Source organism: Microbacterium bandirmense, assembly GCF_037204185.1.
Classification (GTDB): Bacteria; Actinomycetota; Actinomycetes; order Actinomycetales; family Microbacteriaceae; genus Microbacterium; species Microbacterium bandirmense.
On record NZ_JBBDGM010000003.1, the window covers coordinates 316,540 to 331,262 of the forward strand.

The following is a 14,723-nucleotide window of genomic DNA, read 5'->3' on the forward strand; positions in this document are numbered from 1 at the left end:
CCGGTGTGTCAGCCTTTCGGGCGGACGCCGAAGGCGGCGAGACGCGCGCCGAGCAGATCGGCCGTGCGGATGTGCTCATGGCCCCAGCGCGCGAATCGCCAGCCCGTGACACCGCGCACGTCGTCTTCACGCCGCTTCTCCTTGAGCACAGCCTCATGCGCCGAGGCCGTTCCTCGCAGAGCCTGATCGGTGTACTTTCCCTCACCGTCGAATTCGCCGAAGGTCCGCGAGCGCGGGAAAGCGAAGTCCAGCCAGTACTGATCGCCCATCGCGCCCGTCACGGGCACCTGCAGGTCGTAGTGCGAGAACCCGAGAGCGTGCAGGTGCACTCGGCTGACGCTCTCACCCGGCAACTGCGCCCTGCCGTCGGCGAACTCGATGACGCGTCGCGCCTGGCGCACGCCGCGCAATCCCGGAGCCGCCAGCGCGAAGGCATCCGATCGCCATTGCCGCTCGGCGTCGGCATCCACCACGTATCCGTCGACCGCAACGCGACGCAGTGCCGCATCCGCGCACCCGACAGCCGTGGCGAACGCACTCGCACGCGCGACATCCATCACCGTGCGCATCAGCGACGTGACACGCATCCCCTCGATCTCCACCACGTCGTCGTCGGCGACCTGCATGTCTCGCCGGATCACGCCGGCGATGACACGGCTGTGACGTCGACTGTCGACGAGCGCCTGCACCGGCACCTCGCCCATGCGGTACAGCGGGAGTCCCCACAGCACCGCCGCCGACGCATGCGTGAACACGGGCCCGCTGCCCGGGCTCGCCGCATGCACGGCCAGCACTCTCAGCAGATGCTGCCCCTCCCACCAGAGCTCGTTCCACTGTGTGGCCGACACATACGATCCCCGATGCAGCCTGAGGAGGGTTCCCGCCTGCACCTCGGAACGCAGCTGCCGGTCGGTGACGCCCGATGCCTCCAGCCGCGCTCGAGATCTCAACATCGCTCTTGCCTCTGACAGATCGATCCGCCGCCGCATCCCCCTATGGTGCGACCTCGACGGCCGCGCATCGCGGGCGTCCACAGCCTGATGACGAGATTTCCTGATCCGGCGGATTGTGCAGGACAAGTCGTCCGCCGCCGACACCCCCATTAACCGCCGACACCCCCATCTATGGTCGTCTATACGTGGGGGTGTGGACGAAAGATGGGGGTGTCGGCGAAGAGGTGGGGGTCAGTCGAGCCGCACCAGCCAGCCGTGCTTGTCCTCACGGCGGCCGTACTGGATGTCGGTGAGCTCCTCTCGCAGCGAGAGCGCCAGGTCGCCAAGAGGCTGAGCGTCTTCGAACTCGTCCGAGACGAGCGCGCCGATCGGGGTGACGACGGCGGCCGTGCCGCACGCGAAGACCTCGACGATGTCGCCGGATGCCACGCCGTCGCGCCACTCCTGAAGCGAGACCGCTCGGCGCTCGACCGTCAGGCCGCGATCCTCGGCGAGCTGCAGTAGCGAATCGCGCGTGATGCCCTCGAGGATGCTGTCGGACTGCGGGGTGACGATGCGGCCGTCCTTGTAGACGAACACCACGTTCATGCCGCCCAGCTCTTCGACGTTGCCGTCGGAGTCGAGGAACACGACCTGGTCGCAGCCCTGCGCCGATGCCTCGGCCTGCGGCAGCAGGCTCGACGCGTAGTTGCCGCCGGTCTTCGCAGCTCCCGTGCCGCCCTTGCCCGCGCGGGCGTAGGTCTTCGACAGCCAGATGCGCACGGGCTTCACGCCGCCGGTGAAGTAGGCGCCGGCGGGCGAGGCGATCAAGTAGTAGGCCACCTTCTTGGCGGGGCGAACTCCGAGGAACGCCTCCTTCGCGAACATGAACGGCCGCAGGTAGAGACTCTGATCCTCACCGGAAGGCACCCAGTCGCCATCGACGGCGATCAGCTCGCGCAGCGACTGCAGGAAGTGCTCGGTGGGCAGCTCGGGCAGTGCCAGGCGCCGGGCGCTGCGCTGCAGACGAGCGGCGTTGCGGTCGGGTCGGAACGTGTGCACCGGGCCGTCGGCGTGCCGGTACGCCTTGATGCCCTCGAAGATCTCCTGCCCGTAGTGCAGCACCGCAGCGGCCGGGTCGAGGGCGATCGGGCCGTACGGCTGCACGCGCGGACGATGCCAGCCGCCCTTCTCCGACCAGCAGATGTCGACCATGTGATCGGTGAAGTTCGTGCCGAAGCCCGGATCGCGCAGGATCTCCTCACGCTGAGCGGGGCTCTTCGCCGCGAGGTTCTTCGTCACGGCGAACGTGAGTTCGGCGGTGCCTGTGGGCGTTGCGGTGTCGGTCATGTCAGTCCTCTGTCAGGAGCCGCGGGCGATCGGATGCCGCGGCGTTGCGCATAGTGTCAGGTTACGCCTGCAGCAGCGCGAGCACGGCGTCGCCGATCTCATCGGTGCTGCGGGCGCGGTCACGGCTCGCGATGTCGGCCTCGACCGCACGCTGCACGCGGGCGGCCTCGTCGCGCAGCCCGAGGTGGTCGAGCAGCAGCGCGACGGAGAGGATCGCGGCCGTCGGATCCGCCTTCTGCTGACCGGCGATGTCCGGTGCGGAGCCGTGCACCGGCTCGAACATCGACGGGAAGGTGCCGTCGGGGTTGATGTTGCCCGAGGCGGCGAGGCCGATGCCGCCGGTGACGGCGCCTGCCAGATCCGTGAGGATGTCGCCGAAGAGGTTGTCGGTGACGATCACGTCGAAGCGGGAGGGGTCGGTCACGAGGAAGATCGTGGCCGCGTCGACGTGCAGGTAGTCTACGGCCACGTCGGGGTGCTCGGATGCCACGGTGTCGACGACCCGCTTCCAGATGGCTCCGGCGTGCACCAGCACGTTGGTCTTGTGCACCAGCGTCAGCTTCTTGCGGCGGCGCTCGGCGAGCTCGAATGCGTACCGCACCACGCGCTCGATGCCGAACGCCGTGTTGACGCTCGTCTCGTTGGCGACCTCATGCGGGGTGCCGGTGCGGATGCTGCCGCCGTTGCCGACGTACGGACCCTCGGTGCCCTCGCGGACGACGACGAAGTCGATCTCGCCGGGGTCGCTCAGGGGGCCCGGCGCCCCGGTGAACAGCTTCGAGGGGCGCAGGTTGACGTAGTGGTCGAGTTCGAAGCGCAGCTTGAGCAGCAGCCCCCGCTCGATGTTCGCGTCCTTCAGACGCGGGTCGCCCGGCACACCGCCGACGGCGCCGAGCAGGATCGCGTCGTGCGAGCGGATCGCCGCGAGGTCGTCGTCGCTGAGGGTGTCACCGGTCTGCAGGAAGCGGTCGGCACCCAGCGAGAAGGGCGTCTTCTCGAACGTCACGCCGCTGTCGGCGGTGACGGCGTCGAGCACGCGCTCGGCCTGGGCGATGACCTCACGGCCGATCCCGTCGCCGGGGATGACGGCCAGCTTCACGACACGCGACATGAGACTCCTTGGCATGCACTGCTCATCGCCCGCGCGAGTCGCGGCCGACACACTGCACCCAGCGTAGCGCCGGGGAGGCGTGCCGCCCGCCGGATGACGACTCAGCGCGCCGCGCGCTGCCGTGGCGGCCGCAGCGTGGTCGCACCGATGACGATGGCGGATGCCACCAGCAGCGCCCCGATCAGCGAGGTCGTCACGATGCCGCTGTCGAAGGCGAGGATCGCCGCGTCCCACAGCTGCGCACCCAGGGCGTCCGGAAGCTCGTGCGCGGCCGCGTAGGCCCCGGCGAGCGTCTCCCGCGCCCCCGCGGCGACAGCCTCGGGGACCCCGTCGGGTATCACCAGGGCGCCACGGTAGAAGGCGGTGATGATGCCGCCGAGCACGGCGGTGCCCAGCACGGCACCGAGCTCGTACGCCGTCTCTGAGACCGCGCTGGCCGCGCCGGCCTTCGCGGGCGGGGCGTGGGCGAGGATGAGCTCGTTCGAGATCGTCTCGGCCGCGCCGATGCCCATGCCGAGCACGACGAACGCGATCATGAGCCACGCCACGCTGTTCAGCTGCGCGGTGACCGCGACGATCACGTAGCCCGCCACCGACAGCGTCAGACCGACGGGGATGACGATGTGCGGCGGGACGCGTCGGGAGATGGGCACCACGCTGAGCCCGGCGACGATCATCATCGCCATGCCGGGCACGAGGGCGAGCCCCGCGGTCATCGGCGACAGTCCGAGCACGAGCTGCAGCTGCTGCGGCACGAAGTAGAGGAAGCCGACCAGCGCGATGATGCTGAACAGATTCACCAGGATCGCCCCGCTGAAGCCGCCGCGGCGGAACAGCGCCATGTCGAGCATGGGCACATCGGCGCGCAACTGGCGCCGTACGAACAGATACCCCATCAGCAGGCCCAGCAGCACCAGCAGCACGGCCGTGACGTTGGGCCCGTCGACGGCGAACGACTTGATGGCGTAGACCACGGGGATCATCGCGGCCATCGACAGCAGGATGCCGATCGGGTCGATGCGGCCCGGGTTCGGGTCCCTGCTCTCAGGCAGCAGCCAGTAGCCGCCGATCAGCAGCGGGATCAGCACAGGGACGGCGATGAGGAACACCGATCCCCAGGCGAAGTGCTCGAGCAGGAATCCGCCCACCACGGGGCCCAGGGCGGAACCGGCGGAGAACGCCGAGGCCCACACCGCGATCGTCAGACGACGCTGGTCACGGTTCGGGAACACCGAGCGCAGCAGCGACAGCGTTGACGGCATCAGCATCGCGCCGAAGAAGCCGAGGGCGGCCCGGGCCGCGATCAGCAGCCCGGCGGTCGGCGCGAAGGCGGCGAGCACGGAGACGGTCGCGAAGCCGGTGGCGCCGATGAACAGCATCCGACGACGACCGAACCGGTCGCCGAGAACGCCCATCGTCACCAGCAGGCCCGCGAGCACGAGCGAGTACGCGTCGATGATCCACAGCTGCTCTGCCCCGGTCGGTGCCAGCGCGAGCGAGATCTCGGGCAGTGCGAAGCTCAGCACCGTGTTGTCGACAGAGACCAGCAGCACGGGCAGCATGAGCACCGCCAGGGCGGCCCAGCCCCGGATGCCCACGCGCGGGCCGTCTTCCGAAGAGAGCCGGATGGTCGCCGTGGTGGACATGTGTGCGCCTTTCGATTACTGAACCGTCCGGATGGTACAGTAACACATACAGACCCGTTCGAACGCACTCAGGAGAGAGCGATGCCCCGTCCCCCACTCGCCAGAGAACGTGTGCTCGACGCCTACGAGGGAATCCTCGTCAGCGACGGCGAGCGGGCGGCGACTCTGGATGCCGTCGCAGGCGCCGCCGGAGTGTCGAAGGGCGGGCTGCTCTACCACTTCGCCTCGAAGGATGACCTGGCCGAGGGGATGATCCGGAGATTCACGGCGCTCTCCGACGACGACGTCTCGCGCATGGGTCAGGCCCCGGAGGGGGCCGTCGCCTACTACGTGCGCACGTCCGTCATGGAGGACGACGCGCTGGACCGCGCGCTCATCGCCGTCACGCGCCTCGCCCAGGGCGGATCGGCCCCGGCATCCGAGGCTCTGCGCGAATCACGACGACGCTGGGCCGAGACGATCCGTCCCCATGTCGACGACGACAGCGCTCTCGACCTGGTGATGCTGGTCAGCGACGGGCTGTACTTCAACAACTCCCTGCTGGGTTCCGGCGATGATCCACGCAGGTTCGGCGGGTTCGTGCCCAGTGGTGCCGCGCTCACGCGCCTGGTCGCGCGCGTGCTCAACGCGACGACGCGGACCCCGGCAGCTGCGGGGCCCGCGTCGGACTCGGAGTGAGCCGGATCAGACCTCGGTGATCTCGATCTGGCGGAACAGGTCGGCGTCGATCGCCGCGCTGACATCCTCGAGCAGTTCTTCAGAGACCGGCGAATCCAGCGTCAGCACGCTGAGGGCCTGTGCGCCGGCCGCCTGACGGGCGATCTGCATGCCGGCGATGTTGATACCGGCGTCGCCGAACTTCTGACCGTAGACCGCGACGATGCCCGGGCGGTCGGTGTACATCATCACGACATGGTGCTTCTCGATCGGCAGCTCGATGGCGTGGTCGTTGATGGCCACGAGCTTCTCGATCTGCTTCGGACCGGTGAGCGTTCCCGAGACCGACAGCTGCGTGCCGTCGGAGAGCGCGCCGCTCAGCGTGATGACGTTGCGGTACTCCTCGCTGATCTCGTCCTGCAGCAGGCGCACCGCGACGCCGCGCTGCTCGGCCAGCAGCGGCGCATTCACGTACGACACCGTCTCACTGACGATGTTCGTGAAGACGCCCTTCAGCGCCGCGAGACGCAGCACGCTGACGTCGTAGTTGTTGAGCTCGCCGTGCACCTCGATGTCGAGGCTGGTCAGCGGCGACTTCGCCAGTGCCGAGAAGATCTGGCCGAGCTTCTCGACCAGCGCGATGCCGGGGCGCACGTACGGGTCGATGACGCCGCCGGCGACGTTGACCGCATCGGGCACCAGGTCGCCGCCCAGTGCGAGGCGCACGGAACGGGCCACCGAGACTCCGGCCTTCTCCTGTGCCTCGTCGGTGCTGGCACCCAGGTGCGGGGTCACCACGACGTTGGGCAGGTCGAGCAGCGCGTGCGCCGTGCTGCCCTCGGCGGGCGGCTCCGAGGTGAACACGTCCAGGCCGGCCCCGGCGATCTCGCCGGCGACCAGCGCCTCGTGCAGGTCGCCCTCGTCGATGAGTCCACCGCGCGCGACGTTGACGACATACGCCGTCGGCTTCATCGCCGAGAACTGCTCGGCACCGATCATGCCGGTCGTCTCGGGCGTCTTCGGCATGTGGATCGTGAGGAAGTCCGCTTCGGCGACGAGCTCGTCGAGCGAGACCAACTGCACACCCAGCTGCTGGGCGCGGGCGCTGGTGACGTAGGGGTCGTAGGCGATGACGCGCATGTCGAAGGCGTTCAGGCGCGCGGCCACCAGTGCGCCGATGCGACCGAGGCCGACGATCCCGACGGTCTTCTCGAACAGTTCGGCGCCGGTGAACGAACTGCGCTTCCACGCACCCGACGACAGCGAGGCGTGCGCGGCTGGGATGCGACGGGCGAGGCTCAGGATGTGACCGACGGTCAGCTCAGCCGCCGAGACGATGTTCGAGGTGGGTGCGTTGACCACCATGACGCCCGCGGCAGTCGCGGCCTTGATGTCGACGTTGTCGAGGCCCACTCCAGCACGTGCCACGACCTTCAGCTTCGGTGCGTGTGCCAGCGCTTCTTCGTCGATGCGCGTCGCCGAGCGCACGAGCACGGCATTCGCATCGCGCAAAGCGGAGAACAGCGCATCGCGGTCGGTGCCGTCGACTTCGCGCACATCGAAATCGGGGCCGAGCGCCTCGATCGTGGCGGGCGAGAGCACCTCGGCGAGGAGGACGACGGGCTTGCTGGCGGTCTGAGTCGGCACAGGGATCCTTCGGGGCAGCGCGGCAGGGTGAGGTCAGACGATGCGCCGCACTCCGTCGGGGCGCAATCGGGACACACTTTACCGCAGCGCCGGCGGGGCCGAGACCGTGTGTCAGATCGAGCGTCACACGAGGACCTGATGACGGCTGTGCCCTAATGACGGGCTCTCACCCGATCAGCTCAACAGTGATGCGCCGTTGCGCAGCGCGTAGCTGAGCGTGTCGAGCCAGAACACGGCGCTCAGGCCCAGCCCTGCGAGCATCACCAGCGCGAACACGCCGATCGACGTGCGCCGGCTCAGCGCGAGCGCGATGACGAACACGATCATCGGCACGAAGACGGGCAGCAGCAGCACGACCCATCCGTAGGTGCCGAGTCCAGCCTGGGCCATCTCGATGAGGTAGAAGACCGCGTTCCAGACGAGGAATGCGTACGCGAGGCCGAAGATGCCGACCAGGAAACCATGCAGCGCGGCGACGAGCCGCGAGCCGGACTCGGCACGAGATGCGGTGCTGTCGGTCACAGGACTCCCCCTCCCCCGGCGACGACGAAGGGCCACGGAACGAGCAGCACGACGCCGACGATCAGTGCGGCGAACCGCACCCACGTCTTCGCCCCTCGGGTGAGCACGAGCGATGCGGCGAACCACAGCGCCGGCGCGAGGATCGCGATCCACAGGCTCGCGACGTACAGCGGCGCCGGCAGCATGAACATCGCCTTGGACTGCATCCCCGCCCCGCCGATGAACCAGCCGACGGTGTAGAGCAGGTAGATCCCACCGAGGATGCCGAACATCAGCAGACTCACGGTGCCGATGCCCTGTTCGTCCTCTTCGGCGACGCCTGCCTGCTCGGCAACACCCGCCTGCTCGGCGACGCCTGCCGTCGGCGTCACGCGAGGCTCGCCAGGGGCATCCGCCGGCGCGGGCGGGGGCGCCTCGACCGATTCGCTCTTCGCTGGACGCGCGGACGGACGTCGCGCCTCGAGCGCATCGTCGCCCTCCCAGCTGAGGGCGTCGTCCTCGGGATCAGAACTCATCCCCCCAGCGTACCGACGCGAGAACTGCTCTCCCACTAGGCTCAGGGTCGACACCACTTGGGAGGCACGCGTGGCCGACAGCGCAGAGAACAGGGTAAGCCCCGAAGAAGGGGCCGGTGGACGGGAATGGACCCCCACCGCCGCAGGGAAGAAGAAGGCGACCACCTTCCGCTGGATCGCGATGATCCTCTGGATCGTCGCCATCGCCGCCGAAGCTGTCGCGATCTTCTGGCTGCTGCCGCAGCGCGAGGTCGTCGGCGCCGACGGCGAGATCGTGCGCAACCCCGACACGGGGCTGCTCGAGGAGCAGGGCGCCTCGGTGGTGTTCCCGCAATGGGCCTTCATCACGCTGCTCGTCATGCTCGTCGTGATCGCCGCCCTGGCGATCACCGGGTCGGTGCTGTGGAAGAAGGCGAACCGCCTCGACCCCGCTCGCAAGTCCGACAAGGTGCGCTTCTTCGTGCAGAACCAGCTCGGTGCGATCATCGCCATCATCGCCTTCCTGCCGCTGATCATCCTGATCTTCCTGAACAAGGACATGGACAAGGGCCAGAAGGCGACCGCCGGCATCGTCGGCATCGTGCTGGCAGCCGTGGCACTGTTCGTCGGTGTGGACTTCGACCCGCCGTCCGTCGAGCAGTACACCGCCGATCAGTCGACCGTGATCATGCTGCTCGGCGAGGACGCCGTGACCTGGGTCGACGGCGGCGCGGTGTACCACGTCTGCGACACGGTCTCGGACATCCAGACCGGCAGCGAGATCCAGTACGGCACGACCGCCGAGGCGATCGAGGCGGGCAAGAGCCGCCTGACCCTCAAGTTCGTCTCCGAGCTCGAGAAGTGCGGCATGCCGGTGCCGGAGAACTCCGACGAGATCACCGACGCGCTGCGGGCGATCCAGGCCGGCGACGCCGTGACGCTTCCTGCCCCGGTGTGGGCCGCCGGCGACGCGCCGATCGAGATCGAGGACGCCCCGGCCGCGGAGTAGGGCTCGATCCGCTGCTGCCGTGCGTCGCGGGGTCGAAAATGCCGCTGTCGGATGCCCGGGAGCAGCGTTTTCGACCCCGCAGCGTCTTCAGAGGTCTGCACGACAGAGCGGGCGCCACCGAAGGGACGCCCGCTCGACGGATTCGCTCGGATCAGCGCGCTGCGCTGCCCTCGACGTAGTCCTCGTCCTGTGCCTTCCAGGCGAACAGCGAACGCAGCTCCTTGCCGGTGACCTCGATCGGGTGGCCCTGCTCCTTCTCACGGAGGGCGAGGAACTCCTCGGCGCCATTGTCCTGGTCATCGATGAAGCGCTTCGCGAACGCGCCCGACTGGATGTCGGAGAGGATGCCCTTCATGCTCTCCTTGACACGCTCGTCGACCACGCGCGGGCCTGAGACGTAGTCGCCGAACTCGGCGGTGTCGGAGATCGACCAGCGCTGCTTGGCGATGCCGCCCTCCCACATCAGGTCGACGATGAGCTTGAGCTCGTGCAGCACCTCGAAATAGGCGATCTGCGGCTGGTAGCCCGCCTCGACGAGCGTCTCGAAGCCGGCCTGCACCAGGTGGCTCATGCCACCGCAGAGCACGGCCTGCTCGCCGAACAGGTCGGTCTCGGTCTCTTCGGTGAAGGTCGTCTTGATGACGCCGGCACGGGTGCCGCCGATCGCCTTCGCGTACGAGAGCGCGGTCGACCATGCCGAGCCCGATGCGTCGCGCTCGACGGCGATGATGTCGGGGATGCCACGACCCGCGACGAACTCGCGACGCACGGTGTGACCGGGCGCCTTCGGAGCGATCAGGATGACGTCGACGCCCTCGGGCGCGTCGATGTAGCCGAAGCGGATGTTGAAGCCGTGCGCGAAGGCGAGGGTCTTGCCCGCGGTCAGCTTGTCCTTGATCGAGTCGGTGTAGATCGTGCGCTGATGCTGGTCGGGCGCGAGGATCATGATCAGGTCGGCCCACTCGGCGGCATCCGCCACCGTCTTGACCGGGAAGCCGGCCTCCTCCGCCTTGGCGATCGACTTCGAGCCCTCCTTGAGGGCGATGGCGACCTCGACGCCCGAGTCGCGCAGGTTCATCGCGTGGGCGTGGCCCTGCGAGCCGTAGCCGACGATGGCGACCTTCTTGCCCTGGATGATCGAGAGGTCAGCGTCGTCGTCGTAGAAGATCTCGGTGCTCACTTGTGTTTCTCCTTGGTTGTGGTTCGGTTGGGCCCTCCGACGAGCTCGGGGACCCGGAAGTTCAGTTGTCTCGGTGGTCAGCCGCGCAGCACGCGCTCCGTGATGCTCTTACCGCCGCGGCCGATCGCGAGCAGGCCCGACTGGGCGAGCTCCTTGATGCCGAACGGCTCGAGAGCGCGCAGAAGCGCCTGCACCTTGCCCTGATCTCCGGTGACCTCGATCACCAGCGCATCAGGCGCGTAGTCGACGACCGAGGCGCGGAACAGGTTCACGACCTCGAGCACGTTCGAGCGGGTGTTGTTGTCGGTGCGCACCTTGATGAGCATGTGCTCGCGCTGCACCGACGAGCTCTGTTCGAGTTCGACGATCTTGATCACGTTCACCAGCTTGTTCAGCTGCTTGGTGACCTGCTCGAGCGGCAGGGCGTCGACGTCGACGACGACGGTGATGCGCGAGATGCCCGGCACCTCGGTCACGCCGACGGCCAGCGACTCGATGTTGAAGCCGCGGCGGGCGAACAGTCCGGCGACGCGCGTCAGCAGACCGGGCGTGTCCTCGACCAGAAGACTCAGCACGTGTGTCGACATGTCAGATCTCCTCATCGAACGCCGGGGCGTGGTCGAGCGCGTACTGCACGTAGCTGTTGCTGACACCCTGAGGCACCATCGGCCACACCATGGCGTCGGCGCTCACGACGAAGTCGATGACCACCGGCCTGTCGTTCGTCTCCAGAGCCGTCTGGATCGCAGCATCCACGTCCTCCTCCTTCTCGACCCGCAGTGCGAGGCAGCCGTACGCCTCGGCGAGCTTGACGAAGTCGGGGATGCGCACCGTGCCATGGCCGGTGTTCAGATCGGTGTTGGAGTGCCGGCCGTCGTAGAAGAGCGTCTGCCACTGGCGCACCATGCCCAGCGACGAGTTGTTGATGATGGCGACCTTGATCGGGATGTTGTTGATGACGCAGGTGGCGAGCTCCTGGTTGGTCATCTGGAAGCATCCGTCGCCGTCGATCGCCCAGACCACGCGCTCGGGTTCGGCGACCTTCGCGCCCATCGCTGCCGGCACCGAGTAGCCCATCGTGCCCGCGCCGCCCGAGTTCAGCCAGGAGTTCGGGCGCTCGTACTTGATGAACTGCGCCGCCCACATCTGGTGCTGGCCGACACCGGCGGCATAGATCGCCTCCGGTCCGGTCAGCTCGCCGATCCGCTGGATCACGTGCTGCGGCGAGAGCAGGCCGTCCGCGGTCGGCACGAAGCCGAGCGGGAACTCCGACTTGAGACCGTCGAGGTACGACCACCACTCCTCGGTGTCGGGCTGCTCGCCCGAGATCACTCCGCGGAACGCCGTGTCGAGATCGACCAGCACATCGCGCACATCGCCGACGATCGGCACATCCGCGGTGCGGATCTTCGAGATCTCGGCGGGGTCGATGTCGACGTGCACGACCTTGGCGTTCGGTGCGAACAGCGCAGCCTTGCCGGTCACGCGGTCATCGAACCGCGCACCGAGCGAGACGATCAGATCGGACTCCTGCAGCGCCAGCACCGCGGGAACGGTGCCGTGCATGCCGGGCATGCCCAGGTGCTGCGGATGCGAGTCGGGGAAGGCGCCGCGCGCCATCAGCGTGGTGACCACCGGCGCGCCGGTGGACTCCGCCAGCGTCAGCAGCTCTGCCGCGGCACCTCCTCGGATCACTCCCCCGCCGACGTAGAGCACGGGCTTCTTCGACGCGGCCAGCAGGTTGGCGGCCGCCTGGATCTGCTTGCCGTGCGCCTTGGTCACCGGCCGGTAGCCGGGCAGGTCGACCTTCGGCGGCCAGACGAACGGCACGACATCCTGCTGCGCGTCCTTCGTGATGTCCACGAGCACCGGCCCGGGACGGCCTGTCGAGGCGATCTCGAAGGCCGCGGCGAGGGCGCCGGGGATGTCCTCGGCGCGACGCACCAGGAAGGAGTGCTTGGTCACCGGCATGGTGATGCCGACGATGTCGGCCTCCTGGAAGGCATCCGTTCCCATCAGCGTGGAGAACACCTGACCCGTGATGGCGACCAGCGGAACCGAGTCCATGTACGCGTCCGCGATGGCCGTGACGAGGTTGGTCGCGCCGGGCCCGGACGTGGCGATGCACACGCCCACCTTTCCGGTTGCGGCGGCATAGCCCTCGGCGGCGTGACCGGCGCCCTGTTCGTGGCGCACGAGCACGTGCCTCAGGCCCGAGGCGTCCATCAGCGGGTCGTACACCGGCATGATCGCCCCACCGGGAATGCCGAAGACGTCGGTGACCCCGAGTTTCTCGAGCGAGCGGACGACCGCCTCGGCTCCCGAGATCTCGGGAGCGGCGGCAGCACGTGCGGGAGGCCGTGGCACGGCGGGTGCGGAATCAGCAGTCATGTGTGTTCCTCTGGTGTCTGTCGAGTCGAATATCCGCGAACCCGCACTCAGCCGGTCGTCGCGCCCTCTGCTGCAGAGCGCACGAGACGGGAGTACTTGGCAAGGACGCCACGGGTATAGCGCGGAGGAAGGGGCTCCCAGCCAGAGCGGCGGGAGTTCAGCTCTGCCTCCTCGACGAGTAGCTCGAGGGAGCGAGCCGCGATATCGACCCGTATCAGATCACCATCGCGCACGAAGGCGATGGGACCAGCGTCCACCGCTTCGGGTGCTATGTGGCCGATGCACAGGCCGGTTGTGCCGCCTGAGAATCGTCCGTCTGTCAAGAGTAGTACATCTTTTCCGAGCCCCGCGCCCTTGATAGCGCCGGTGATGGCGAGCATCTCGCGCATGCCCGGCCCTCCCTTCGGGCCCTCGTAGCGGATGACGACGACGTCACCGGCGTTGATGCGTCCCTCGGCGAGGGCATCCATCGCCGCGCGTTCGCGCTCGAACACGCGGGCGGGCCCCTCGAAGACGTCGGCGTCGAAGCCCGCCGACTTCACGACGGCCCCCTCCGGCGCCATCGAGCCGTGCAGGATCGTGATGCCTCCGGATGCGTGGATCGGGTTGTCGAAGGTGTGGATGACGTCGCCGTCGACCGGGTCGGGGTTCAGCTCGCGCAGGTTCTCGGCGACGGTCTTGCCGGTCACGGTGAGCGCATCGCCGTGGATGAGGCCCTCGTCGAGCATGGCCTTCATGATCACCGGGATGCCGCCGTGGCGGTCGACATCGTTCATGACGTAGTTGCCGAACGGCTTCATGTCGGCGATGTGCGGCGTCTTGTCGCCGATGCGGTTGAAGTCGTGCAGGCTGAGCTCGATCCCCGCCTCACGGGCGATCGCGAGCAGGTGCAGCACGACGTTCGTCGAGCCGCCCAGTGCCATCGCCAGGGCGATCGCGTTCTCGAACGACTCCTGGGTGAGGATGTCCTTGGTGGTGATCCCCTGGCGCAGCAGGTTCACCACGGCCTCGCCCGAGCGGTGTGCGAAGTAGTCGCGGCGACGGTCGGCCGAGGGCGGCGCGGCCGACCCTGGCAGGCTCAGTCCGAGAGCCTCGGCGACGGATGCCATCGTGTTGGCGGTGTACATGCCGCCGCAGGCGCCCTCGCCGGGTGCGAACGCGCACTCGATGCGCTTGAGGTCCTCTTCGGTCATGCGGCCGGCGCGACACGCGCCGACACCCTCGAAGGAGTCGATGATCGTGATGTCCTTCTCGGTGCCGTCTGAGAGCTTGACCCAACCGGGTGCGATCGAGCCGGCGTACAGGAACACGCTCGAGAGCCCCAGACGCGCGCTGGCCATCAGCATGCCGGGGATTGACTTGTCGCAGCCCGCCAGCAGCACGCTGCCATCGAGGCGCTCCGCCATCATCACCGTCTCCACGGAGTCGGCGATCACCTCGCGGGAGACCAGCGAGAAGTGCATGCCCTCGTGGCCCATCGAGATGCCGTCCGAGACCGAGATGGTGCCGAACTGCAGCGGGTATCCGCCGCCGGAGTGCACGCCTTCCTTCGCACCCTGGGCGAGGCGGTCGAGGCTGAGGTTGCACGGGGTGATCTCGTTCCAGCTCGACGCGATGCCGATCTGGGGCTTGTCCCAGTCCTCGTCGCCCATGCCGACGGCGCGCAGCATGCCTCGGGAGGTGGTCGCCTCGATGCCGTCGGTGACGACGCGGCTTCGCGGCTTGATGTCGATGTCGGAGGAGGCACCGGGCGCGCCGGAGTGAGCTTCACGGGTGGACATGAC

At 68.1% G+C, this 14,723-nt stretch carries 13 protein-coding genes; 2 read left to right on the forward strand and 11 right to left on the reverse strand.

What is annotated here, in order from left to right:
• Window positions 1–8 precede the first annotated feature (8 nt).
• From WDU99_RS05290 to WDU99_RS05305, 4 genes are all read right to left on the reverse strand, one after another.
• Window positions 9–848 carry a hypothetical protein gene (locus tag WDU99_RS05290; protein ID WP_337331383.1) on the reverse strand — a complete coding sequence of 280 codons (840 nt, stop codon included), beginning with the start codon at window positions 846–848 and terminating at the stop codon, window positions 9–11.
• Window positions 849–1,184: 336 nt separating this feature from the next.
• Complete coding sequence (locus WDU99_RS05295) at window positions 1,185–2,282, reverse strand: branched-chain amino acid aminotransferase (RefSeq protein WP_337331384.1); 1,098 nt, start codon at window positions 2,280–2,282, stop codon at window positions 1,185–1,187.
• 61 nt (window positions 2,283–2,343) lie between these two features.
• Window positions 2,344–3,393, reverse strand: coding sequence for a 3-isopropylmalate dehydrogenase (locus tag WDU99_RS05300; protein WP_337331385.1), 1,050 nt, complete (start codon window positions 3,391–3,393; stop codon window positions 2,344–2,346).
• Window positions 3,394–3,494: 101 nt separating this feature from the next.
• The gene (locus WDU99_RS05305; protein ID WP_337331386.1) at window positions 3,495–5,039 is read right to left on the reverse strand and encodes an MFS transporter; all 1,545 of its coding nucleotides are present in this window, start codon (window positions 5,037–5,039) and stop codon (window positions 3,495–3,497) included.
• Window positions 5,040–5,120: 81 nt separating this feature from the next.
• Here WDU99_RS05305 and WDU99_RS05310 point away from each other — a divergent pair, with 81 nt between their 5' ends.
• Window positions 5,121–5,717: a TetR/AcrR family transcriptional regulator gene (locus WDU99_RS05310; RefSeq protein WP_337331387.1), complete on the forward strand. Its 597-nt coding sequence runs from the start codon at window positions 5,121–5,123 to the stop codon at window positions 5,715–5,717.
• Between the two features lie 6 nt (window positions 5,718–5,723).
• Here the strand turns inward: WDU99_RS05310 and serA are convergent, their stop codons facing one another.
• The 3 genes from serA to WDU99_RS05325 all read right to left on the reverse strand — a co-directional run bounded on the left by serA (window position 5,724) and on the right by WDU99_RS05325 (window position 8,380).
• Window positions 5,724–7,343: a phosphoglycerate dehydrogenase gene (gene serA / locus WDU99_RS05315; protein WP_337331388.1), complete on the reverse strand. Its 1,620-nt coding sequence runs from the start codon at window positions 7,341–7,343 to the stop codon at window positions 5,724–5,726.
• Between the two features lie 174 nt (window positions 7,344–7,517).
• Entirely contained in the window at window positions 7,518–7,865 is a 348-nt protein-coding gene (locus tag WDU99_RS05320; protein ID WP_337331389.1) for a hypothetical protein, read from the reverse strand.
• Complete coding sequence (locus tag WDU99_RS05325; protein WP_337331390.1) at window positions 7,862–8,380, reverse strand: hypothetical protein; 519 nt, start codon at window positions 8,378–8,380, stop codon at window positions 7,862–7,864. Before WDU99_RS05325 ends, WDU99_RS05320 begins: the two co-directional genes overlap by 4 nt.
• A gap of 70 nt (window positions 8,381–8,450) precedes the next feature.
• Here WDU99_RS05325 and WDU99_RS05330 point away from each other — a divergent pair, with 70 nt between their 5' ends.
• Complete coding sequence (locus WDU99_RS05330) at window positions 8,451–9,368, forward strand: hypothetical protein (protein WP_337331391.1); 918 nt, start codon at window positions 8,451–8,453, stop codon at window positions 9,366–9,368.
• 151 nt (window positions 9,369–9,519) lie between these two features.
• Here the strand turns inward: WDU99_RS05330 and ilvC are convergent, their stop codons facing one another.
• Genes ilvC through ilvD form a run of 4 tightly spaced genes read right to left on the reverse strand, consistent with a single transcriptional unit; the run spans window position 9,520 to window position 14,720 of the window.
• Window positions 9,520–10,629 (reverse strand): ketol-acid reductoisomerase, encoded by a 1,110-nt coding sequence (ilvC, locus tag WDU99_RS05335; RefSeq protein ID WP_337331432.1) that lies wholly within the window; start codon window positions 10,627–10,629, stop codon window positions 9,520–9,522.
• On the reverse strand, window positions 10,626–11,135 hold the full coding sequence (ilvN, locus tag WDU99_RS05340) for an acetolactate synthase small subunit (protein WP_337331392.1): 510 nt from the start codon (window positions 11,133–11,135) through the stop codon (window positions 10,626–10,628). Before ilvN ends, ilvC begins: the two co-directional genes overlap by 4 nt.
• A 1-nt stretch (window position 11,136) precedes the next feature.
• Complete coding sequence (locus WDU99_RS05345; RefSeq protein WP_337331393.1) at window positions 11,137–12,939, reverse strand: acetolactate synthase large subunit; 1,803 nt, start codon at window positions 12,937–12,939, stop codon at window positions 11,137–11,139.
• 47 nt (window positions 12,940–12,986) lie between these two features.
• Window positions 12,987–14,720, reverse strand: coding sequence for a dihydroxy-acid dehydratase (gene ilvD, locus WDU99_RS05350; protein WP_337331394.1), 1,734 nt, complete (start codon window positions 14,718–14,720; stop codon window positions 12,987–12,989).
• Window positions 14,721–14,723 lie beyond the last annotated feature (3 nt).

Excerpts from the sequence above, each read along its gene's own strand:
- WDU99_RS05295 (WP_337331384.1), bottom strand. The coding sequence starts at position 2,282 with ATGACCGACACCGCAACGCCCACAGGCACCGCCGAACTCACGTTCGCC.
- WDU99_RS05300 (WP_337331385.1), bottom strand. The coding sequence starts at position 3,393 with ATGTCGCGTGTCGTGAAGCTGGCCGTCATCCCCGGCGACGGGATCGGC.
- WDU99_RS05305 (WP_337331386.1), bottom strand. The coding sequence starts at position 5,039 with ATGTCCACCACGGCGACCATCCGGCTCTCTTCGGAAGACGGCCCGCGC.
- WDU99_RS05310 (WP_337331387.1), top strand. The coding sequence starts at position 5,121 with ATGCCCCGTCCCCCACTCGCCAGAGAACGTGTGCTCGACGCCTACGAG.
- WDU99_RS05325 (WP_337331390.1), bottom strand. The coding sequence starts at position 8,380 with ATGAGTTCTGATCCCGAGGACGACGCCCTCAGCTGGGAGGGCGACGAT.
- ilvN (WP_337331392.1), bottom strand. The coding sequence starts at position 11,135 with ATGTCGACACACGTGCTGAGTCTTCTGGTCGAGGACACGCCCGGTCTG.
- WDU99_RS05345 (WP_337331393.1), bottom strand. The coding sequence starts at position 12,939 with ATGACTGCTGATTCCGCACCCGCCGTGCCACGGCCTCCCGCACGTGCT.
- ilvD (WP_337331394.1), bottom strand. The coding sequence starts at position 14,720 with ATGTCCACCCGTGAAGCTCACTCCGGCGCGCCCGGTGCCTCCTCCGAC.